The sequence below is a fragment of the Aequorivita antarctica genome (genome assembly GCF_007997155.1).
GTDB classification, from domain to species: Bacteria; Bacteroidota; Bacteroidia; order Flavobacteriales; family Flavobacteriaceae; genus Aequorivita; species Aequorivita antarctica.
Window position 1 is genome coordinate 13910 of the sequence record NZ_VORT01000004.1, and the last position, 20415, is coordinate 34324.

At 35.9% G+C, this 20415-nt stretch carries 22 protein-coding genes; 8 read left to right on the forward strand and 14 right to left on the reverse strand.

The features are described from left to right. Both ESU54_RS06490 and ESU54_RS06495 read right to left on the reverse strand, forming a co-directional pair. The gene (locus tag ESU54_RS06490; RefSeq protein ID WP_111845860.1) at positions 1-696 is read right to left on the reverse strand and encodes an SDR family NAD(P)-dependent oxidoreductase; all 696 of its coding nucleotides are present in this window, start codon (positions 694-696) and stop codon (positions 1-3) included. 14 nt (positions 697-710) lie between these two features. Then, entirely contained in the window at positions 711-1172 is a 462-nt protein-coding gene (locus ESU54_RS06495) for an SRPBCC family protein (protein WP_111845861.1), read from the reverse strand. Between the two features lie 324 nt (positions 1173-1496). On the opposite strand from ESU54_RS06495, the gene ESU54_RS06500 reads away from it, so the two are divergent. Further along, positions 1497-2342: a DUF2911 domain-containing protein gene (locus ESU54_RS06500; RefSeq protein WP_111845862.1), complete on the forward strand. Its 846-nt coding sequence runs from the start codon at positions 1497-1499 to the stop codon at positions 2340-2342. A gap of 48 nt (positions 2343-2390) precedes the next feature. Here ESU54_RS06500 and ESU54_RS06505 read toward each other — a convergent pair whose 3' ends face one another. From ESU54_RS06505 to ESU54_RS06535, 7 genes are all read right to left on the reverse strand, one after another. Beyond that, positions 2391-2843 carry a sensor of ECF-type sigma factor gene (locus ESU54_RS06505; RefSeq protein WP_111845863.1) on the reverse strand — a complete coding sequence of 151 codons (453 nt, stop codon included), beginning with the start codon at positions 2841-2843 and terminating at the stop codon, positions 2391-2393. Next, positions 2840-3340, reverse strand: coding sequence for a hypothetical protein (locus tag ESU54_RS06510; RefSeq protein ID WP_111845864.1), 501 nt, complete (start codon positions 3338-3340; stop codon positions 2840-2842). The genes ESU54_RS06505 and ESU54_RS06510 overlap by 4 nt, the downstream gene beginning before the upstream one ends. A gap of 24 nt (positions 3341-3364) precedes the next feature. Beyond that, positions 3365-3919 carry an RNA polymerase sigma factor gene (locus ESU54_RS06515; protein WP_111845865.1) on the reverse strand — a complete coding sequence of 185 codons (555 nt, stop codon included), beginning with the start codon at positions 3917-3919 and terminating at the stop codon, positions 3365-3367. A gap of 65 nt (positions 3920-3984) precedes the next feature. Beyond that, positions 3985-5811 (reverse strand): ABC transporter ATP-binding protein, encoded by a 1827-nt coding sequence (locus ESU54_RS06520; protein WP_111845866.1) that lies wholly within the window; start codon positions 5809-5811, stop codon positions 3985-3987. After that, a complete protein-coding gene (locus ESU54_RS06525; RefSeq protein WP_111845867.1) occupies positions 5811-7526 on the reverse strand; it encodes a phospho-sugar mutase in 1716 nt (571 codons plus the stop codon). The genes ESU54_RS06520 and ESU54_RS06525 overlap by 1 nt, the downstream gene beginning before the upstream one ends. A gap of 141 nt (positions 7527-7667) precedes the next feature. Continuing rightward, positions 7668-8609 (reverse strand): glycosyltransferase family 2 protein, encoded by a 942-nt coding sequence (locus ESU54_RS06530; RefSeq protein ID WP_111845868.1) that lies wholly within the window; start codon positions 8607-8609, stop codon positions 7668-7670. 8 nt (positions 8610-8617) lie between these two features. After that, the gene (locus ESU54_RS06535) at positions 8618-9148 is read right to left on the reverse strand and encodes a DUF4199 domain-containing protein (RefSeq protein ID WP_111845869.1); all 531 of its coding nucleotides are present in this window, start codon (positions 9146-9148) and stop codon (positions 8618-8620) included. A gap of 168 nt (positions 9149-9316) precedes the next feature. Between ESU54_RS06535 and ESU54_RS06540 the strand changes: the two genes are divergently transcribed. The 3 genes from ESU54_RS06540 to ESU54_RS06550 all read left to right on the forward strand — a co-directional run bounded on the left by ESU54_RS06540 (position 9317) and on the right by ESU54_RS06550 (position 12743). After that, positions 9317-9598: a type B 50S ribosomal protein L31 gene (locus ESU54_RS06540; protein ID WP_111845870.1), complete on the forward strand. Its 282-nt coding sequence runs from the start codon at positions 9317-9319 to the stop codon at positions 9596-9598. Positions 9599-9781: 183 nt separating this feature from the next. Continuing rightward, on the forward strand, positions 9782-10957 hold the full coding sequence (locus ESU54_RS06545; RefSeq protein ID WP_111845875.1) for a GlmU family protein: 1176 nt from the start codon (positions 9782-9784) through the stop codon (positions 10955-10957). Positions 10958-11018: 61 nt separating this feature from the next. Beyond that, complete coding sequence (locus tag ESU54_RS06550) at positions 11019-12743, forward strand: T9SS type A sorting domain-containing protein (RefSeq protein WP_170253264.1); 1725 nt, start codon at positions 11019-11021, stop codon at positions 12741-12743. A gap of 58 nt (positions 12744-12801) precedes the next feature. Here ESU54_RS06550 and ESU54_RS06555 read toward each other — a convergent pair whose 3' ends face one another. After that, positions 12802-13083 carry a hypothetical protein gene (locus ESU54_RS06555; RefSeq protein ID WP_111845934.1) on the reverse strand — a complete coding sequence of 94 codons (282 nt, stop codon included), beginning with the start codon at positions 13081-13083 and terminating at the stop codon, positions 12802-12804. Positions 13084-13114: 31 nt separating this feature from the next. Next, positions 13115-14734, reverse strand: coding sequence for an ABC transporter substrate-binding protein (locus tag ESU54_RS06560; protein WP_111845933.1), 1620 nt, complete (start codon positions 14732-14734; stop codon positions 13115-13117). Between the two features lie 152 nt (positions 14735-14886). Here ESU54_RS06560 and mtaB point away from each other — a divergent pair, with 152 nt between their 5' ends. Next, positions 14887-16233 (forward strand): tRNA (N(6)-L-threonylcarbamoyladenosine(37)-C(2))-methylthiotransferase MtaB, encoded by a 1347-nt coding sequence (gene mtaB, locus ESU54_RS06565; RefSeq protein ID WP_111845936.1) that lies wholly within the window; start codon positions 14887-14889, stop codon positions 16231-16233. Here mtaB and ESU54_RS06570 read toward each other — a convergent pair. Next, complete coding sequence (locus tag ESU54_RS06570) at positions 16230-16529, reverse strand: GNAT family N-acetyltransferase (RefSeq protein WP_111845932.1); 300 nt, start codon at positions 16527-16529, stop codon at positions 16230-16232. The two genes, mtaB and ESU54_RS06570, sit on opposite strands and share 4 nt — an antisense overlap. Before the next feature lie 257 nt (positions 16530-16786). Here ESU54_RS06570 and ESU54_RS06575 point away from each other — a divergent pair, with 257 nt between their 5' ends. Beyond that, on the forward strand, positions 16787-17446 hold the full coding sequence (locus ESU54_RS06575) for an alpha/beta fold hydrolase (RefSeq protein ID WP_111845931.1): 660 nt from the start codon (positions 16787-16789) through the stop codon (positions 17444-17446). A 144-nt stretch (positions 17447-17590) separates the two neighbouring features. After that, a complete protein-coding gene (locus ESU54_RS06580; RefSeq protein WP_111845930.1) occupies positions 17591-18511 on the forward strand; it encodes a lytic transglycosylase domain-containing protein in 921 nt (306 codons plus the stop codon). Between the two features lie 42 nt (positions 18512-18553). Here the strand turns inward: ESU54_RS06580 and ESU54_RS06585 are convergent, their stop codons facing one another. Next, positions 18554-19255: a TlpA family protein disulfide reductase gene (locus tag ESU54_RS06585; protein ID WP_111845929.1), complete on the reverse strand. Its 702-nt coding sequence runs from the start codon at positions 19253-19255 to the stop codon at positions 18554-18556. A gap of 121 nt (positions 19256-19376) precedes the next feature. Further along, positions 19377-19943: a tetratricopeptide repeat protein gene (locus tag ESU54_RS06590; protein ID WP_111845928.1), complete on the reverse strand. Its 567-nt coding sequence runs from the start codon at positions 19941-19943 to the stop codon at positions 19377-19379. Positions 19944-20245: 302 nt separating this feature from the next. Here ESU54_RS06590 and rpmH point away from each other — a divergent pair, with 302 nt between their 5' ends. Next, a complete protein-coding gene (gene rpmH / locus ESU54_RS06595) occupies positions 20246-20407 on the forward strand; it encodes a 50S ribosomal protein L34 (RefSeq protein WP_100803641.1) in 162 nt (53 codons plus the stop codon). The last annotated feature ends 8 nt before the right edge of the window (positions 20408-20415 follow it).

Consider the following 20415-nt stretch of genomic DNA (forward strand, 5'->3'; position numbering starts at 1 on the left):
TTAATTAATATTTAGAGTAGAAAGCCCACCATCCACACCAAAAATTTGGCCCGTAATCCACTGTGATTCATCATTCAATAGAAATGCTGCCATAGCCGCAATATCTTCCGTAGAGCCAACCTTTTTTAAAGGATGTCGCTTCGCCATTATTTCCTTTTTAGAATCACTATTCAAAAGCCTTGAAGCTAATGGAGTATCCGTTAATGAAGGTGCGATAACATTTACCCTAAACTTTGGTGCATATTCAGCGGCAAGTGCTTTTGCAAAACCCTCAATGGCTCCTTTTGAAGCGGCAACGCTTGTGTGAAAAGGCATGCCTACTTTTACAGCAACCGTGCTAAAAAAAACGAGACTCGCTTGTTCCGAATTTTTTAATTTTGGAAGTAAACCGTGAACAACGCGAATCAGCGAATTAAAATTGAGCTCCATGTCTTCATTAAAATTATCGGGTCTCATCATTTTAAATGGTTTTAGATTGATGCTTCCTGGGCAGTATACCAATCCGTCTATTTTTTTAGGTAAATCCAGGCTTGTTATATCATCTTTTAAAACATCAAAAGTTAGGTGAATAATGTCCTTTGGTATGTTATCATTGCTTCGTGAAGCGATAATTATCTGATGACTATCCTTTAATTTTTCTGCAATAGAAGCTCCAATTCCATAGGAACCACCTATTAGTAATATCGTTTTTTGCATTGTTTTTTTTAAAGTTACATGGTTCCGAAGAGTTCAATCAGTTTGTTTTGTCGGTATTCAAATATTTCGTCAAGCTTCGGTTTTACCAAAAAAGGATGTGCCAATTGGCCCAAAAACCCAAAAGGAAGTTTGTAGTGCAGTAAATCTTCCATTTCCACTCCACCGTCAATCTCCTTTATAAAGTGTTTATGATGCCAAAGGGCATAGGGACCAAAGCGCTGCTCGTCAACAAAATATTTTCTTTCGACACTATGGGTGATTTCGGTTACCCATTTGGTCTTGATTCCTAATATTGGGGTAACGATATATTCTATGATCTGTCCGGCAAACATAGGTCTGTCAGCACCAGATTGAATATGGAAACCCATATAATTTGGCGTAATTACTTTTAGGTTTTTAGGATTTGATAAAAAATTCCAAGCCTCGTCCAAAGAAATAGGGAGGTGCTGTTTAGTGTGTAGCGTATAGATTTTCATTCAATCTTTATTTCGATTGTAATTTCCTGTTCATTCGCAATAATCGATAGGTATTTGTTCTAACCTCACCCTTGCGAATACTCGACCTAAATATTCTCGTTAAAAACTTCAACATTTTTTCAAATTTTCCTTAAATATACTTTGTTTCAGCATATTTAAAAAAGATTAAACAAATAATTAACAATTCCTCCGTACTTAAACAATAGCTTGAATTTTGAAGATTTATTTATTAGTAATTTTTAACTTTTTTAGGCTTTTCTTAACTATTTAAAAATTTCCAAATTGTAACTTCGTAAAAAATATAAACACCTAAAAACCATTACAATGAAAAAGATTATTTTCCTTTTTTCTGCTTTGATACTTACTGCTGGTATTCAGGCACAAATTCAAACACCACAGCCAAGTCCGTTTCAAAAAATTGAACAAAAAGTAGGGCTTACAGATGTAACCCTAGAATATTCAAGACCTTCTATGAAAGGTAGAACCATTATGGGAAATCTGGTTCCTTATGACGCTATGTGGCGCACAGGAGCTAACGCAAACACAAAAATCACTTTTAGCGAAGATGTGGAAGTAGGTGGTAAAACTTTAAAAGCCGGTAGTTATGCAGTTTATACTAAACCAGGTACTTCAAACTGGGATGTATATTTCTATAGCGACACTTCAAATTGGGGAACTCCAGAAAAGTGGGACGACAGTAAGGTAGCTGCTCAGGTTTCTGTTCAAGCCTATCCAATGCCTATGAACATTGAAACATTCACAATGAGTTTTGACGATTTGAAAAATGACTCAGCAATGTTGGGGATGCTTTGGGAAAAAACATACGTGGGCGTGCCTATTAAATTCAATACTGATAAAACAGTTACTGCAAGTATAGAAAGAGCAATGAGTGGTCCAACGGCTAACGATTATTATTCGTCTGCGGTTTACTATCTTGATGCAGGAAAAGATATTAACCAAGCGAAAGTTTGGATTGATAAGGCTATTAATATGAACAAAGAGCCTGCTTTTTGGCAACTTCGTCAAAAATCTTTAATCTATGCAAAAGCCGGTGATAAAAAAGGAGCTATTGAAGCTGCTAAAAAGTCAAAAGAGCTTGCAAAAGCTGCTGGGAATAATGACTATGTGGCTTTAAATGAAAAATCTTTAAAAGAATGGGGCGCAATGTAATAGCTTCTATTCATTATACAAAAAAGCCCCGAACTTTCGGGGCTTTTTTTATTTTGGACCCTTGGGACCTTTTTCACCTTTGCCATGTCGGTATCGGTCTAAAAGCTCTCTTTTAAAATCGTCTTCCGCTTTTTTAAGGATGATTATTTTTTTAGGTGAAATCACAGCTCGAAGTTCAGTAATCATCTGCTTGCGCAGCGCCAACTCCTCACTTTCCAAAGATAAACTTGTGTCAATTAAAGCATTGGCATCAGATTCGCTCATACTATCCAATCCATCGCGCAGTTTTTGGTATATCTCACTTTTTTCTTTCTTTCGAAGGTCATGGAACTTTTCATCATATTTATTATAGACGGGCCAAAATTTCTCCGCCTCAGATGGCGTAAGCGATAATTGTTGAGTAATATAAGCTGTCTTTAACGCTTTAATTTTTTCATGCTTTCCGTCCTGCGCGTGCATTGTTATTGTTGCAAGCAGGAATATAAAAATCAATTTTTTCATTGTTCGTTTATTAAAGTTTCTTCATCCACATTTTCCAAAATATAATTTTCCAGTGTGGTTTCTGAAAATTGATGGTCTTCAAGCTTTAAATCGGTAATGTCTTCATCGTTAATAAAGGTAGTAAGATCATAAATATCTAAATTCAAATTACCATCTTCAATATAGGTGTCAATAGCTGCCAATTGCAGAGAGTCCAAACTTGAATTATCTGAATTAGTGTTGAAAACAGTGAAACCAATAATCACGCTAGCTGCGATTGCTGCTGCGTAACCAAAATATTTCTTCGGAAATAGCTGAATAACTTTCGCAGGTTTTTCTGAAGCAATAACCGTTTTCAAAATCTGTTCTCCCAAATTATCAAAATAACCATCTGGAGCTTTGAATCCAGCTGATTTCGGGAAGTTTTCTTCTGAAAGTTTGCTGTACAAGCGCTCCTCGAAACTCTCGAAATAATTTTCAGGGGTTTTAAAACCAGATATGTTTTTGTTTTCTTTCATCGTTTAATTAGGACTTGAAAAACCTTAAAGAGTTTCATCCTGTGTCTTTATGAATTCGGTAATTTTCTTCACAGCAATGTGATAGCTGCTTTTCAACCCTCCCACAGAGGTTTCCAGTATTTCCGAAAGTTCCTCGAAAGTATGGTCTTCAAAATATTTCATTGTGAAAATCAATTTTTGCCTTTCTGGGAGTGTTGCAATCGCTTTTTGAAATTGTAGCTGAATGTTGTCACCATCAAAATAAACATCGCTTTCTAGGTTGCGCAAGGCATTGTCTTTCACATTTTCAATGGAAACATTATTTCGTTTAGCTTTTTTGTTGAGAAATGTTATAGACTCATTGGCTGCAATTCTATACATCCAAGTGTGTAACTTACTGTCTCCTTTAAAAGAATTGATATTCCTGAAAATCTTAATGAATGTGTTTTGAAGTACGTCATCAGCATCATCGTGGTCCAATACCATATTCCGTATTTGCCAGTAGAGCCGTTCCTTGTACTGCTTAACAAGTTCCCGAAATGCGGCTTCTTTGTCCGTTTCGGTCTGTAATGCCATTACAAGTTCTTGTTCTTCAACCATTTTTAAGTGCGCAACTTATTTATAGGACTAAGTTACAGAACAATGGTTTAATTGAGAGCGTAAAATTACGCAAGCGATTGCATTTCCACCAAGCTGTAGTAAACTCCTTTTTTCTCCAAAAGTTCTTGGTGTTTGCCCTGTTCCACAATTTTTCCTTTAGAAAGAACAACAATATTATCTGCATTTTGAATAGTAGAAAGGCGGTGTGCAATAACGATGGAGGTTCTGTTCTTCATCATTTTCTCCAAGGCATCTTGCACCAAACGTTCGCTTTCGGTATCCAAAGCGGAAGTTGCTTCGTCTAAAATCATAATAGGAGGATTTTTCAGAACGGCTCGTGCAATGCTCAAGCGTTGTTTCTGTCCACCGCTTAGTTTGTTTCCACTATCACCAATGTTGGTTTCAAAACCTTCGGGAAGATCTTTTATGAATTCGTAAGAATTGCTAATTTCAGCGGCTTCCATCAACTCTGCTTCGGTAGCTAAAGGTTTGCCAAGTTTTAGATTGTTGCCCACAGAATCATTAAAAAGAATGGAATCCTGAGAAACAATCCCCATTAAACCGCGTAATGATCTTTTTGAAATATTTTTTATATCTACGCCATCTATTTCGATGCTACCTTTATTTACGTCATAAAAACGTGTCAATAAGTTTGCAATCGTACTTTTTCCACTACCTGATTGGCCAACGAGTGCAACGGTTTTTCCTTTTGGGATTTCCAAAGAAAAGTCTTTCAAAACGTATTGGTCTTCATATTTAAAAGAAATGTTTTTTATTGAAATAACACCATCAAAACCCTCCTTTTGAACAGGATTTTCAATATCGGTAATGGTGTTTTCGGCTTCCAGTAATTCCAATATACGATGTGCAGAACCGTCGGCGCGCTTTATGGAATAGCTTGCTTTTGCAATAGCTTTGGCGGGTGTAAGGATATTATAGGCCAACATAATGTAACCAATGAAGAAACTTGCTTCCAGTGTTCTATCAACAAAAACCAAATAGCCTCCGTACACCAAAAGTACCCCAATAGTAATAATCCCTAAAAGTTCGCTTACTGGAGAAGCAAGGTTTTGCCTATTCATTACTTTATTAGAATGCTTATAAAATCGTTCGTTACTGTCCTCAAATTTATTTTGAAACAATTTTTCAGCGTGAAAAGCTTTAATAATGCGCAATCCGCCCATTGTTTCTTCTAATATTGAAAGGAAAACCCCCTGTTCTTCCTGTACTTTTAGGGAGCCTTTTTTCAATGATTTTCCAATTTTTGAAATCAGAAACCCGGAAATCGGTAAAAATAAAAACACAAAAAGTGTCAATTTAGGACTTATAAAAAGCATCGTTGCCAATGAAAAAATGATGGTCAAGGGTTCGCGTACAATCATTTCCAAAACGGAAAGCACCGAATTTTTCACTTCGTCCACATCGCCGCTCAATCGGGAGATTGTATCACCCTTTCTTTTTTCGGAATAAAAGGCCAACGGAAAACTAATTACCTTACTGTAAAGGTCGTTTCGAAGATCCTTCAATACCCCATTTCGAAGAAAAGTGGAATAAAACATGGCCAAATAATTACTCAAATTTTTCAATAAAAAGAGCGAAATTATAATGCCCACCATATACATGAGCACCTTAAACTCGCCTTGATTATTGATGTTTTCAACGATAAAATAATTAAGGTATTCCTGCGAAAAATCTTTTATATTCGAAATTCCACTATAAACCGGTTTTGGGCCAAGTGTACGTTGATCGCTAAATATTATTTCTAAAACAGGTATCAGTGCCACAAAAGAAAGGGTACTGAACAGTGCATATAATATGTTGAAAAAGATATTAAGAAAAGCATATCTTTTATAGGGGTAGGCGTAGCGCAGTATTTTTCTGAAATAATTCATTAATTCACGTTTAGTTGCGCGGCGATAGCGTCAATTTTTTTCTGAAGAATCTCTTCAAAATTTTTGGTTTCCAAAGTATTCACGCTAATGTAGAACTTTATTTTCGGTTCTGTGCCGCTGGGCCGTGCTGCAATTTTACTGCCGTCTTCGGTATAATAAATCAAAACGTTGGATTTTGGCAGATTAAGTGACAAAGTTTCCTGTTTTAAGAAATTTATGGACTCATTTTTTAAAATATCATCCATCCGTACCACTTTACTTCCGGCGATTTCTTTAAAAGGATTTTCGCGAAGCGCTTTCATCATTGCTGAGATCTCCTCGGCGCCTTGCTTTCCCTTCTTGGTGATTGAAATTAAATGCTCCCGATAGTTGCCGAATTGATTGTAAACGTCATTCAAATACTGAAACATACTGCTTCCGGCATTCTTTTTTTGCGCTGCAATTTCACAAGCGAGTAGAGTAGCAGTAACGGCGTCTTTATCCCTTACAAAATCGCCAACCAAATAGCCGAAACTTTCTTCACCACCACCAATAAAATCAAGCTCGGGAAAGTCTTTGATCATTTTGGCAATCCACTTAAAACCTGTGAGTCCTTCAATATACTTTACGTTGAAATGTTTAGCAATTTTTTCAACCATTGGAGTTGAAACTATTGTGGAAGCAACAAACTGGTTTCCGTTGAGATTTCCAGCTTTTTTCCATTGCTCCAAAAGGAAATGCGTCATCAAAACCATTGTCTGGTTTCCGTTGAGCAAAACCATTTCATTTTTATCATTTCTAACCGCAACACCCAAGCGGTCACAATCTGGATCGGTACCAATTACGATGTCTGCGTTTTCTTTTCCGGCAAGTTCTAAAGCCATTTTTAAAGCGGCTGGCTCTTCCGGATTTGGCGATTTTACAGTGGGAAAATCACCATTTGGCTCTGCTTGCTCTTCAACAATCAACACATTGTTGAAGCCAGCGTGCTCCAAAACCTTTGGAATCATTGTTATTGAAGTGCCGTGAAGCGAAGTGAAGACAATTTTTAAGTTGTCTTTAGCTTCTTTTGAAGTATTAAAAGTTCCGTTTTCAACTGAAGCTTTTGTGAAAGCGTCATCAACTTCGACATCTATATATTGAATCAAACTTTCGTTTGCTTCAAATTTTATGTCTTCGTATTTAAGTGAATTTATTTCAGCGATAATTTCGCCATCCTGCGGTGGAACCAGCTGTCCGCCATCTTCCCAATACACTTTGTAACCGTTGTATTCCGGCGGATTGTGAGAAGCCGTTAAAACAATTCCGGCCTGACAATCTAAATATTTTACAGCAAAGGAAAGCTCTGGTGTGGGGCGTAATTCTGAAAAAAGAAAAACTTTTATTTCGTTTGCAGAAAACACATCCGACACCACTTTTGCAAATTCTTTGCTATTGTGACGGCAATCGTAGGCAATGGCTACCTTAATTTCCTGACTCGGGAATTGCTTTTTTAGATAATTTGAAAGCCCTTGTGTGTTTTTCCCCAAGGTGTATTTGTTGATTCGGTTATCACCAAGCCCCATTATGCCTCGCATTCCCCCGGTACCGAACTCCAGATTTTTATAAAAACTGTCCTCCAATCCATCAGGATCGTAGGCAATCATTTCTTTAATATCGTGCTGGGTTTTTTCGTCGAAAAAAGGGGTGAGCCATTGGTTAACTCGGGCTAAAATTTTCGGATCTACGTAAATCATTCGCTTAAATTAAGGTGCAAAAGTAAGTATTAATAAGGTGCTTTTGAGAATTCCGATTTTATATAAATAAAAAACGCTTTGCTCTCGGTGTTTTTTGTGGAAATAAAGTGTTAGCATAAAAAAACTCCGAGGACACAATGTTTAAACTTGTTCTTTGATTATGTAATTTCGTGAGTCTTTCTTGCTTCTAAGAATCAATTCGCCTAAAAATCCAGCGAGGAAAAGTTGGGTTCCCAGAATCATTGCGGTTAGGGCGATAAAAAACTCAGGCCGTTCTGCAATGAGCCTTCCGGCTGGGTTTAAAAAAAGTTTATCGATACCAAGAAAAAAAGCAAAACAAAACCCTATAAAAAGCATACCCGCTCCCCAAGCGCCAAAAAGATGCATCGGCCGTTTCCCAAATCTTGATAAAAACCAAATAGTTATCAAATCCAAAAAGCCACGAATAAAGCGTTCTGCACCAAATTTTGTGGTCCCATACTTTCGGGCTTGATGTAAAACAGGTTTTTCTGAAATCTTGCTGAAGCCTGCATTTTTCGCTAACACAGGAATATAACGATGCATTTCGCCAGTTACTTCGATGGATTTTACAACATCTTTTTTATAAGCTTTCAGACCGCAATTGAAGTCGTGCAATTTTACACCTGAAGTTTTCCGAGCTGCATAATTGAACAATTTGGAAGGCATGTTTTTACTGATAACTGAATCATACCGTTTCTTTTTCCAGCCTGAAACAAGATCAAAACCTTCCTCAATAATCATTTTGTATAGTTCCGGAATCTCTTCAGGATTGTCCTGCAAATCGGCATCCATCGTAATTATCACATCCCCTTTTGCCATTGCAAAACCTGCATGTAATGCTTGCGATTTTCCGTAGTTTTTCTGAAAGCGTATTCCTTTTACATTTGAATTTTCTTCAGAAAGTTTTTCAATTATTTCCCAAGAATTATCTGTGCTACCATCGTCTATAAAAATTAGCTCGTATAAAAAACCATTGGATTGCATTACGGATGCAATCCAACGGTATAATTCATTAAGCGATTCTTCTTCGTTAAGAAGTGGGATGACAATGGAAATATTCATTCAGATAATTAAATTTGTTGTGGTGGGTTTTTCTTCATTATTAAACCTGCAATTAATGAAATGATAAATCCAAAAAACAAAGTTGCTATTATTGCAAAGGCAGACATTATCCAAGGTGTCATAAATTTGGCAGAAATTTCTAGACTATTTTCTATTTGTTCCTGAGACATGTTTGGATAATTTTCAATCATTTGTTCTCTAGAAAAATCTAAAGTTTTTTGAATAAAATCAGGATCAATAAAATTCATAAAGATATAATTGAAAATAACTGCTATAATCCCTGCAACTAGGCTTATTGCCAAACCTACTTTTAAAGACTGACTCAGGGTAAGAAAGCCTGCATTAATAGTTTTGAATGCTTTAATACCATAAACAATAGCGGTTACTGAAATAAGCAACTGTAAGACGGTTAGCCACCAAGGACGATCTATATGAACATCCAATACATAAGAGATAACTTGTAAGGCAATTGAAAGTAATGCTAATAGAACTCCATAGTTGAGTGCTATTTTTTTTAAAGAAGCTGTTTGAGTTTCCATTTTTTAATCGTTTTTTGGTTCGAGTTGTTAGTAAACAAAGATAGCAAAACGTTACATTTGCGATGGATTTTGAAGAAAATTAAAAAAGTGCACTATTTTGTTGCTAATTTCTAATTAATACTTAAATTTGCAAACTCAAAATCGAGCGCATTTTAAAAATATATAGAGATGAAAAAAGGTATCCACCCAGAAAATTATAGACTAGTTGCTTTTAAGGACATGAGTAATGAAGATGTTTTCCTTACAAAATCAACTGCAGATACTAGAGAGACTATCGAGGTAGATGGTGTTGAGTATCCTTTGGTAAAGATGGAGATTTCACGTTCTTCACACCCTTTTTATACTGGAAAAGCAAAACTTATTGATACTGCAGGACGTATTGACAAATTCAAAAACAAATACGACAAGTTTAAAAAACCTGCTGCTACAGAAGCTAAAACTGAAGAGTAGTCTTCAATTTTGATAAAACATACAAAAGCCTTCGAGAAATCGAGGGCTTTTATATTTTAGATTGCCGATTAACGATTGTCGATTGCTGAATTTTTTAGTAATATTGAATAACTAATAAAGATAAGCTTGTTGATTTTTTTTAATCGAAAATCAGCAATCAAAAATCTGCAATCGTTAATCCCAATGAATTATATCCTCTTCGACGGCAACGTCCGCAACCAGCTTTTACCCTTCACATTTACGCGTCCTGTGGCAGATATTCGTGTGGGGATTTTGACCATTCGCGAAAAGTGGGAACACCTTTTAGGCTTCACCACAACTACAGTAACCGAAGATTACCTTTCGGAAAAATATCCTTTTTTGGAATTGGAGAAGAATATTTTAATCAATGCGTCTTTTCTTCCTTCGGAAAATTTGGTGAACATAATCAAAGGTTTAGAAGAAAACCAAGCTGTATTTTTTGATGAAGAACCTATTGCTTTTTTTACAACAGAAGGGCAGGAAGTAGATTTTGAAACCTTCGATATAATTCAATATGCACACGATGATGTTTTGAGAATTGAACACTCTTGGGATATTTTTTCAAAAAATGGCGAAGCGATAAAGCGCGATTTTGAAATGCTTACTAAAGATCGCAAATCGCAACCTATTCCAAAAGCGGTTTGGACTAAAAATCCTGAGAATATATTCATTGAAGAAGGAGCAATCATTGCGTTCTGCACATTAAATGCTTCCGAAGGTCCCATATATATAGGTAAAGATGCTGAAATAATGGAAGGTGCGTTAGTGCGCGGCCCATTTGCGTTGTGTGAGTATTCTACATTGAAAATGGGAGCCAAGATTTACACAAACACTACAATTGGACCACATAGTAAAGTTGGGGGAGAAGTGAATAATTCTGTGATTTTCGGGTATACTAACAAAGGTCACGATGGGTTTTTGGGAAATTCAGTGTTGGGAGAATGGTGCAATTTGGGAGCGGACACCAACAATTCAAACTTAAAGAATAACTACGCTGAAGTACGTCTCTGGGATTACGAAACCGAAGGTTTTGCCCACACCGGACTTCAATTCTGCGGCTTAATGATGGGCGACCACAGTAAGTGTGGCATCAATACTATGTTTAATACTGGAACTGTGGTGGGCGTGAGTGCCAATATCTTTGGAAGTGGTTTTCCACGAAATTTTGTCCCGAGTTTTAGTTGGGGCGGAAGCGGTGGTTTTACAACTTATAAAACCGACAAAGCCTTTGAGGTTGCAAAGGTTGTTATGAGTCGGAGAAGTATAGAGTTTTCAGAAATGGATGCTAAGATTTTGGAGCACGTTTTTGAAGAGACTTCGAAGTGGCGAAAAGGTTAGAATAAACCGAATGGAATTAAAGTGTCAAAAATTATTCAAGCGTAATTATAAAAATGATTTTATGAAATTATCTCTACTTGCTTTAATTGGTTTATTTTCAATTACAAGTTATTCTCAAATAATATTTGTGAATAAAGATGCCGTGGGTCTTGATGATGGTACAAATTGGGAAAATGCTTACAAAAGTTTGGATTTTGCTACTAAGAATACTATTACTGGAGAAATTTGGGTTGCCCTGGGAACATATTATCCTGAAACTGACAGAATGGGAGAAATACCTTCAAATTCTAGAAGAAAAAGTTTTGTATTGAAACCCAATGTTTCTTTATATGGTGGATTTAATGGCACAGAGACAAGCAGAGAACAGCGAAATTATAATCAGAATATAACAATACTTAGTGGTGAATTAGGTAATCCCAACAGTTTACTTGACAATTCATTTCATGTTATAGAACAAGGAACTTCTCAAACAAATGCAGAAACAATTATAGATGGCTTTACAATTCGTGACGGTTATACCGCAATTAATGGATATGGCGGTGGTGGTCTGGATATTTATGACTTCTTCATTATGCGAAATTGTATCCTTGAAAATAATTATTCTTTAAGTGATGGCGGTGCAATTCGATCCTCTTATTCTAATGCTATAATTGAGGATAACATTTTTAGAAATAATCATGCTTTTCAAGGAGGTGCCATTGCACTAATAGGTTCTGATGCACTTATAAAAAATAATGTTTTTTATAACAATGTATGTGATGATATAAACGGTAATAGTTCTACTAGTAATGCAGGAGGGGCTTTGCATGTAACAGCATATTCCAGCCCAATTATTACTGATAATATTTTTCAAGGAAATTACGCTAAGGTTCAGGGTGGGGCTGTTGATCTTGAAAGTAATTACTCTGTTGTTTTTCAGAATAATATATTATTTGAAAACAGTTCTGAAGATGGAGGAGCTTTATATATTGATGGAGGAGGAAAATATTTGTTTAATAATGTTTTTGCTAAAAACACGGCTAGCCACGATGGTGGAGCAATCTATTTGGATTATGTCAATACTCTTGAATGTATAAATAATACTATTGTCGATAATACTGCTGATCATTATGGAGGAGGTATTATGACGTCTGGTGCAGGAATTAATATGGTTAACACAATTTTGTACGGCAACACTAGTTTTGATAATTACCAAATAGTTTTTTATTTTCAAATAGGAGGCTTTTATAGCAAAATTAGATTTTCGGATATCGAAAATGGTATTGATGGCATTGGCCGCAATGGACCCGAGGACAGATTATTATATGAAGATAATTTTGATATAGAACCAGAATTTGTTGATTCTAATGACAACAATTATAGACTTGAACCAAATTCTCTATTAATAAATAATGGGACGTTTTCAAATGAAATCATACAAACTCCGTGGCAAGGAACACAAGGAGAAGAAATTAATTTTCCTCTTATTGATGTAGATGGAAATCCAAGGATTATTAATACAATAGATTTAGGGGCTTATGAGTATGGTGTTCTAGATATTTCAAATTTCGAAAATGAAAGATTAATTGTTTATCCAAATCCTACAAATGGTCTTTTTTCTATTAAGAATATCGGAAATTTTAATAACGTTACAGTTCATGATGTTTTAGGCAAAAAAATTATAGACTTAAATTTAAAAACTGGTATTAATAAGTTGGATTTATCAATATTTGCTTCAGGGATATATCATCTAAAATTTATTTCGCCGATGGGGAATTTAAACAAAAAAATAATTCTTCTTCATTAAAAATCTTTAATTAGATTTGGGAGCACGTTTTTGAAGAATCCGCGAAGTGGCGCAAAGGTTAATGATAAAACAGAAAGTAGATTAATACACCCAAAATAACAACCATTACGCCGCCAAAAACAATTGTTAACCGTTTTTGTCGGCTTACTTCGTTTTGTTTCAACTTCTGTTTAAAAGCCACAAACTGGGCTGGCGACATTTTTTTGTAATCAACAATCTTTGTTGAAGTTCCATATTTTGAAGCAACATCTTTTTCAAAATAATTATTTCGTTTGGCAAGTTGCTTCGCATTATAGCGAATTGATTGTATCATTGCCGCAGCCGAACCGCCAAATCCCATTTTGTTATATATTTATTGTTTTGGGCATACTTTATTTTTCTTTTTTAACCCTTTTCAATATCAAAAAATTCTGTGGATTAATGCCCAATCCTGAAACTTTTTTGTTTACAAACCGAACAGCCATGTCATAAAACAAAGGCACTACGGGAGCTTCATCCACAACTATGGAATCCATTTTTGTATACAGTAATTTCCGTTCTTCAATATTTGAAATTGATAGCGATTTCACATAAAGACTATCAAAAGTTTCGTTTTTGAAGTGCATATAATTAGGACCGTTCGGCGCAAAATTGGGACTGTAAAAAAGGGAAAGATAATTTTCTGCATCAGGGTAGTCTGCAATCCAGCTGGCTCGGAAAATATCGAGTTCGCCGCTACTTTTCATTTGACGAAGCGTTGAAGGGGGCATCACATCTATGGTTACTGCTATTCCAAGCTTTTCGAGTTCTCGTTGCACATATTCACACAAATCCAAATATTGACTGTTTGTGCCAATAATTATTTCAGGTTGTGTGTCGCCAGTCTCAGTTTTGTATTGTTCAATTAATTGCTTCGCCTTTTCGGGTTGGTAGGTGTAGCCGTCTATTTCGTCATAACCAGGCAATCCTTTTGGAATAAAGCCGTGAGTGGCAGGAATACCCATCCCATTACGAAGATAGGTCACCATCTTTAAACGGTCGAAACCATAATTTATAGCTTGTCGAAAGGTTTTGCTTTGTATTTCGGGCGTATTTGTTCCAAGAAAAAGACCGAGATATTCCGTGTTTAAATAAGGCCCCGTAATCATATATGCCAAGTCCTCATAATTTGACTGGAGTTTTCCGTGAGTGGTCAACAATTCATCTTTATAACTCCCGTCTAAACCTGAAATGAAATCCAATTTTCCCTGTGCGAATTGTAAAAATTCACTCTGTTTGTCTGGTAAAAAAGTTATTGAAACTGCTTCCAGATAAGGAAGCCTGTTTCCGCTTTCATCCTTTTCAAAATAAAGCGGATTTTTTCTAAAAACTAGTTTCACGTTTTCTTCCCACATTTTAAACTGAAAAGGACCAGTTCCCACAGGATTTCTTCGGAATTCATTGCCGTAATAATCCACAGCTTCCTTTGGAACTACAGAACAATAGCGCATAGAAAGCAAGCCTAGAAAAGCTGGAAAGGGTTGTTTCAGCTGAATGACCAATGTGGTGTCGTTTTCAGCTTTATAGCTTTCCACATAATTCATCACCCAACTGCCAGAAGATGCTACTTTTTCATCGGTCAATCGGTCGAAACTGTATACGAAATCCTGGGCTACCACCTTTCGCGTATAACGGGTTGGATTGTAAAGCCCTTTTTGTGCAAACGCTTTGTTTTGATGAAAAAAAACATCGTTTCTCAGAAAGAAGGTGTAGGTGTTTGTGGAATCATTTATAATCCATTTTTTCGCAATGTCGGGTTCAATATTTAAGGAATCGTCCAGTTGTACTAAGCCATTGTATAGTTGATTGTCTGGCCAAATGGCCTGTGGATTTCTAGCAAATGCGGGGTCGAGTGTTGGGATGTTTCCGTGCTCGTTATAGCGGAAAACGAGATGGTCCAAGTCAGTTTCTACGGTGTTTCCGCAAGAAAAGAGGATTAATGTTGTTATGAAAATTAAGAAGAATCTAAACATTTGAATGGTTGACAAACCCGAAATTTCGGGAAACGAATATATGGTTTATTGGTGCTATTTTATCCAAAATATCGAAATTTCAAAACAAAAAACTCGTGTATTCGTGGGTAATAGTTTGTATTTTTGCGGTCTTAATTGCCAAAAATACAACAATGCATCCTTCAAAAAAAGTCGCTTTCTACACGCTTGGTTGCAAGCTCAACTTTAGTGAAACTTCTACCATTGCGCGAAGTTTTGAAGGAGAAGGTTTTGAGCGTGTGGATTTTTCTGAAAAAGCAGACATTTATGTTATAAATACTTGCAGTGTAACCGAAAATGCAGACAAGCGCTTTAAAACAATTGTAAAGCAAGCACAGAAGGGTAATCCTAATGCTTTTGTAGCTGCAGTGGGCTGTTACGCACAGCTAAAACCACACGAACTGGCAGATGTTGACGGGGTGGATTTAGTTTTGGGTGCTACCGAGAAATTTAAACTTACAGGCTATATAAATGACCTTTTGTCGCGCCCCGAGCGCAGTCGAGGGGTTGGAGAAGTGCATTCATGCGAAATAGAGGAAGCTGATTTTTATGTGGGTTCTTATTCCATAGGAGATAGAACACGGGCTTTCTTAAAAGTACAGGACGGTTGTGATTATAAATGTACTTATTGCACTATTCCTTTGGCGCGTGGCATATCGCGTAGCGATACTTTGGAGAATGTTTTGCAGAACGCTGCCGATATTTCGGCACAGGGAATTAAAGAGATTGTGTTAACAGGTGTAAACATTGGCGATTACGGAAAAGGGGAGTTCGGAAACAAAAAGCACGAGCACACTTTTCTAGAACTTGTAAAAGCTTTGGATAAAGTTGAAGGTATTGATAGGCTTCGTATTTCTTCAATTGAACCAAATCTATTAAAAAACGAAACAATTGATTTTGTGTCGAAATCGAGAACTTTTGTGCCGCATTTTCATATTCCTCTACAAAGTGGAAGCAACGCTATTTTGAAAATGATGCGTCGTCGCTATATGAGTGAATTGTATATTGAGCGCGTTGCAAAGATTCGTGAAGTAATGCCAAACGCTTGTATTGGTGTGGATGTAATTGTTGGTTTTCCAGGAGAAACTGACGAACATTTTTTGGAAACCTATCATTTTTTGAATGAGCTAGACATTTCATATTTACACGTTTTTACCTATTCCGAAAGGGACAATACACCAGCAGCTGAAATGGAAGGCGTGGTACCAATGAAGATTCGAAACAAACGCAGCAAAATGCTGCGCGGTCTTTCAGTAAAAAAGAGAAGGGCTTTTTATGAAAGCCAGTTAGGGACTGAAAGAACCGTTCTCTTTGAGGGTGAAAACAAAGAAGGCTACATTCACGGTTTTACTGAAAATTACGTAAAAGTAAAAGCTCCGTGGAACCCAGAATTGGTAAATACCTTAGAAAAAATTACGCTTACTAAAATTGATGAAGATGGGTTGGTGCGTTTTAAAGTTTCTGAAACTGTATTGGATTAAATATTAATGCCCACTGGCAATAAATCTTTATATTTTCTACGGTTTTTTCGCATAAAACCTGCTATTTCTGGGCTCGTGGGAACCAAGCTTATGCCTCGGTTTTTTACTTCTTCAAAAACGGCTTTAATAAAAATGTCACGGAAACCTTGTTCTTCCAGATCTTCTGGCATTTCGTATTTTGTTAGGAAGATTTTACGATCTTGTAGTGCATATTCAATGCGAGCCATATTGTCGCCAATTTCGAGTTCAAACTGTCTTAAAAATTCATTGTCGGTAATTTCTACATCTTCAATCATTGGGAAGTATTTTTTAAATTGAAAAATTATTTAAAATGCAGTGATGGTGATATTGAATCGGTATTTTTAAGATACAGGTTTTGGCACCTTAAAATGATGTTGTTATATATGCTATTACTTTTGGATGTCTGTTTTGTTTTCAAAGCAAATTATTGCGAGAAATTTCAGTTTAGAGGAAACAGTTATATAATTATATCTTTGTATTCGTAAATTTACGAATAATCTTTGGGCTATGCCATTTTCTTCACAAAAGACTTATGAATTCTAAAAAAACACATGTTTATTTCGTTCCTGGATTGGCTGCGGGAACCGAAATTTTTAGGAATATCAAGTTTCCCGAAAAGTATGAAATACATATTTTGGAGTGGTTGATTCCAGACAAGAACGAAAGTTTACAGGCCTATGCAAAGCGTATGGCGCTTTTTGTAAAAGAAAAGGATGCAATACTTATTGGAGTTTCTTTTGGAGGCGTAGTGGTTCAGGAAATGCATGATTTTTTAAAATTGAAAAAACTTATAATCATTTCCAGTGTAAAAACTCAGAGTGAGCTTCCAAGACGAATGAAACTTGCCAGTTTTACAAAAGCTTACAAACTAATTCCAACCAGTTTGGTTTTGAGTGTGGAAGATTTAACCAAATTCTCAATAGGCCCAAAAACAAAAAAAAGATTATCACTTTATCAGCAATACCTTCACGTTCGCGATAAAAAGTACTTGGATTGGGCACTTGAAAAAATGGTGACTTGGAACCAAAAGGAAAAAATTGAGGGGGTTATTCATATTCACGGTGAAAAAGATATGGTTTTCCCCATAAAATATATAGAAGATTGCACAGTTATTAAAGGTGGAACACATATTATGATACTCAATAAAGGCAGGGAAATCTCTGATAAATTACTTGAAATTTTTGAAGAATAGTTTTTCCTTTTCTGTTTAAAAATAGCTTTATTAAGTATCTTTATTGAAAATATGATTCATGAAATGCCCAATAAAAAAACACAAATTGAGTGAAGATGTATATTGGGGCATTCCATCTTCCTGTTTTAAAAATATTATATACAGATGAAAACGATTGGTAAAATAGGTTTGGGATTAGTGGTATTGGCTATCAGTGCCATCAGCATTCATGCAGTCCAGGATGCCCCGACAGATGAAAATTTTGAAAAGAAACTGGTTAATGACTATAATGTGTACGCATTGCCATTACCAGAAAAAATGGATTTTGCAGGTGAGCCCGTACCACTTAAAAATCCAGATATTCGTGAGCGAATGGACAGGGAGTTATTGGTAAATACATACTGGCAATCCAACGGGCTTTTGCTTTTTAAACGTGCAAATAAATATTTCCCGCTCTTAGAACCTTTGTTGAAAAAATATGGCTTGCCAGACGATTTTAAATATCTGGCTGTTGCAGAAAGTGGTTTGGAATATACAAGTTCGCCAGTTGGGGCCTCTGGTATTTGGCACTTTATGAAAGGAACGGGATTAGAATATGGATTGGAAATCAACGATTATGTGGACGAGCGCTACAATCTTGATAAGGCAACAATGGTAGCTGCAGAATATTTAAAAAAATCAAAAGAAAAATTTGGGAGTTGGACTATGGCTGCAGCTTCGTACAATGCTGGAGTAGGAGGAATGAACAAACAGATAAATCGGCAGAAAGAAACCAGCTATTATGACTTGTTACTGAATGATGAAACAAGCCGTTATGTATTCAGAATACTAGCTTTAAAAGAAATAATGACCCACCCGCAGCAATACGGCTTCAATTACAGGGAAAAAGATTTATATACCAACATTCCTACTTTTACGGTAAAAGTTAATACTCCAGTAGAAGATTGGGCAGAGTGGATAAAACCTTATGGTATTAACTATAAAATCCTAAAACTTCACAATCCGTGGCTCAGAGATACGTATTTAAAAAATACAACAGGAAAGGAATATTTCATTGAAATACCTGAAAAAGGATATTATCAATAAAAAATTTAGATTATATAATAAACCCGTAAAAATGCTATTTTTTTACGGGTTTTGTTTTGAAGCGATGTGATCTTTATCTTCGTCGCCTAAGTTTTTAAGGAGTGAAATTCCATTTAAAAAAGAGTTGTAATTCAACTCAAAAGAAATTTCATATTTTTCATTATATGGGTGAAGTACGCCGCGCCTTACATCAACAATTCGTTTGTTTTCATCAATAAAAAAAGAAGTTGGAAAACCAAGGCTGTGCTTCATTATTTCCACTATATGATCGTTTTTATTTTCCTTTTCATCAACGTAAATAATGTTTATTCTTCTGGAATAATCACGAGTTGATTTACGGACACTTTCTTTTGAATCCCAGAAAAGAACAACAAAATCGATGTCTTTATAATATTTTTCCGCAACTTCGTTTAGGGCTGGAACTTCACCAACACCAGGCGTACACCAAGATGCGTAAGTCATTAAAAACATTGGTCTTTCAAACTTGTAGAGTTCAATCTTTCTTCCAGATAGCTTTCTTACTTTAAAGTTATCAAGATAGCTTCCGTTAACTACATTGTTAATCAAAGAATCAAACAGGAATTCTGCACGCTCAAAATCCTGATCTGCGTATGCCTCTTGTGAATTTTTCGTGTATTTCTTAATGTTTTTTCCAATTGCTTCAGAAAACAGAGAACCTTGCTCAATCTGGGATTGTGCTGAAAAAGTTACCAATAAGAAAAGATAAAGTAGTTTTCTACCCATAAGCAAAAGCTTTGAGCAAAGATACGTTACTTGGTTGATTTACAACACGGTATTCGACATAAAGCTAATTTAAATCGACAAACTGCACTAAAAGTAGAAAGACACTATTTAAGAAAACAGTTTAAAATCTTTTCCCGCCACGACCACTGCGACCGAATTGTTGACGGGGTTGGCCCATTTTCTTCATTTGCTGTTTCATCATCTTTATTTGATCGTCCAGCATATTGTGTTTATCAAGGCTTTTAGCTTCGATCATAAGCTGCTCCGCCTCGCGTTTGCGGTTTTTAGTCATTGCTATCCCCGCAAGGTTCAATTTGGTCATAGCCATATCGGCAGACATATTCAAACCTAGTTTTTCAGCTTTTTTAAAATATTTTTCAGCTTCAACCATATTGGTCTGCGAAATCATCAACCCGTTCAAGTAATTGTAGTAGCCCTCTTGTTTTGGCACCAATGAAGCTTTAGGATTGCCTATTTTGTCAAGCCATTTCTTTGCTCCAGGAAAATCCTGTTTTCTAAGGCGTAGAAAAGCAAGCAAAATGATTTCGTTCTTAAAATATAGGAAGACGAATACCAAAGAAAGTAAAATGAGCATAATCCCGTTGCCGATATTTGTTTCGGTGAATTGCCAAACAGCAGTGCCAATAACCAAGGCAGTTAGAACTAATTTTATATTTTTATTGAACATGTTTCATTTTTTAAAATGGCCTGCAAAGGTATAAAAACTAAATGCGTTATGGAAGATTTTCCATTTCGGAAGTAGAAATTATTTCATATAAAAGAAGGCGTAGGTAATAATATTATAGGTTGTATTTTTGCGACAATCGTTATGTCTAAAAAAATTATGGATATTTTTCAAAAAAGGTTTGTCTAAGTGAAAACTTGTTGTATTTTTGCACCCGCCTACGCAAATAAATGCTTTGGCAGACGAGCCCAACTTTGAAGAAGGGGGATTGAACAAAGATATAACGGTAGTTAAAGAATACTATAATGAGCAAAAGAACATTTCAGCCATCAAAAAGAAAAAGAAGAAACAAACACGGTTTTAGAGAGCGTATGGCTTCTGTAAACGGAAGAAAAGTATTGGCTGCCCGTAGAGCGAAAGGCAGAAAGAAAATTTCTGTATCTTCTGAATCACGTCATAAAAAATAATGTTGATA

Coding starts and splice junctions, on each gene's coding strand:
- ESU54_RS06530 (WP_111845868.1), bottom strand. CDS start 8,609: ATGAATATTTCCATTGTCATCCCACTTCTTAACGAAGAAGAATCGCTT.
- rpmH (WP_100803641.1), top strand. CDS start 20,246: ATGAGCAAAAGAACATTTCAGCCATCAAAAAGAAAAAGAAGAAACAAA.
- ESU54_RS06580 (WP_111845930.1), top strand. CDS start 17,591: ATGAAAACGATTGGTAAAATAGGTTTGGGATTAGTGGTATTGGCTATC.
- ESU54_RS06550 (WP_170253264.1), top strand. CDS start 11,019: ATGAAATTATCTCTACTTGCTTTAATTGGTTTATTTTCAATTACAAGT.
- ESU54_RS06585 (WP_111845929.1), bottom strand. CDS start 19,255: ATGGGTAGAAAACTACTTTATCTTTTCTTATTGGTAACTTTTTCAGCA.
- ESU54_RS06560 (WP_111845933.1), bottom strand. CDS start 14,734: ATGTTTAGATTCTTCTTAATTTTCATAACAACATTAATCCTCTTTTCT.
- ESU54_RS06540 (WP_111845870.1), top strand. CDS start 9,317: ATGAAAAAAGGTATCCACCCAGAAAATTATAGACTAGTTGCTTTTAAG.
- ESU54_RS06590 (WP_111845928.1), bottom strand. CDS start 19,943: ATGTTCAATAAAAATATAAAATTAGTTCTAACTGCCTTGGTTATTGGC.
- ESU54_RS06515 (WP_111845865.1), bottom strand. CDS start 3,919: ATGGTTGAAGAACAAGAACTTGTAATGGCATTACAGACCGAAACGGAC.
- ESU54_RS06490 (WP_111845860.1), bottom strand. CDS start 696: ATGCAAAAAACGATATTACTAATAGGTGGTTCCTATGGAATTGGAGCT.
- ESU54_RS06535 (WP_111845869.1), bottom strand. CDS start 9,148: ATGGAAACTCAAACAGCTTCTTTAAAAAAAATAGCACTCAACTATGGA.
- ESU54_RS06555 (WP_111845934.1), bottom strand. CDS start 13,083: ATGGGATTTGGCGGTTCGGCTGCGGCAATGATACAATCAATTCGCTAT.
- ESU54_RS06545 (WP_111845875.1), top strand. CDS start 9,782: ATGAATTATATCCTCTTCGACGGCAACGTCCGCAACCAGCTTTTACCC.
- ESU54_RS06495 (WP_111845861.1), bottom strand. CDS start 1,172: ATGAAAATCTATACGCTACACACTAAACAGCACCTCCCTATTTCTTTG.
- ESU54_RS06510 (WP_111845864.1), bottom strand. CDS start 3,340: ATGAAAGAAAACAAAAACATATCTGGTTTTAAAACCCCTGAAAATTAT.
- ESU54_RS06575 (WP_111845931.1), top strand. CDS start 16,787: ATGAATTCTAAAAAAACACATGTTTATTTCGTTCCTGGATTGGCTGCG.
- ESU54_RS06505 (WP_111845863.1), bottom strand. CDS start 2,843: ATGAAAAAATTGATTTTTATATTCCTGCTTGCAACAATAACAATGCAC.
- ESU54_RS06570 (WP_111845932.1), bottom strand. CDS start 16,529: ATGATTGAAGATGTAGAAATTACCGACAATGAATTTTTAAGACAGTTT.
- ESU54_RS06500 (WP_111845862.1), top strand. CDS start 1,497: ATGAAAAAGATTATTTTCCTTTTTTCTGCTTTGATACTTACTGCTGGT.
- mtaB (WP_111845936.1), top strand. CDS start 14,887: ATGCATCCTTCAAAAAAAGTCGCTTTCTACACGCTTGGTTGCAAGCTC.
- ESU54_RS06520 (WP_111845866.1), bottom strand. CDS start 5,811: ATGAATTATTTCAGAAAAATACTGCGCTACGCCTACCCCTATAAAAGA.
- ESU54_RS06525 (WP_111845867.1), bottom strand. CDS start 7,526: ATGATTTACGTAGATCCGAAAATTTTAGCCCGAGTTAACCAATGGCTC.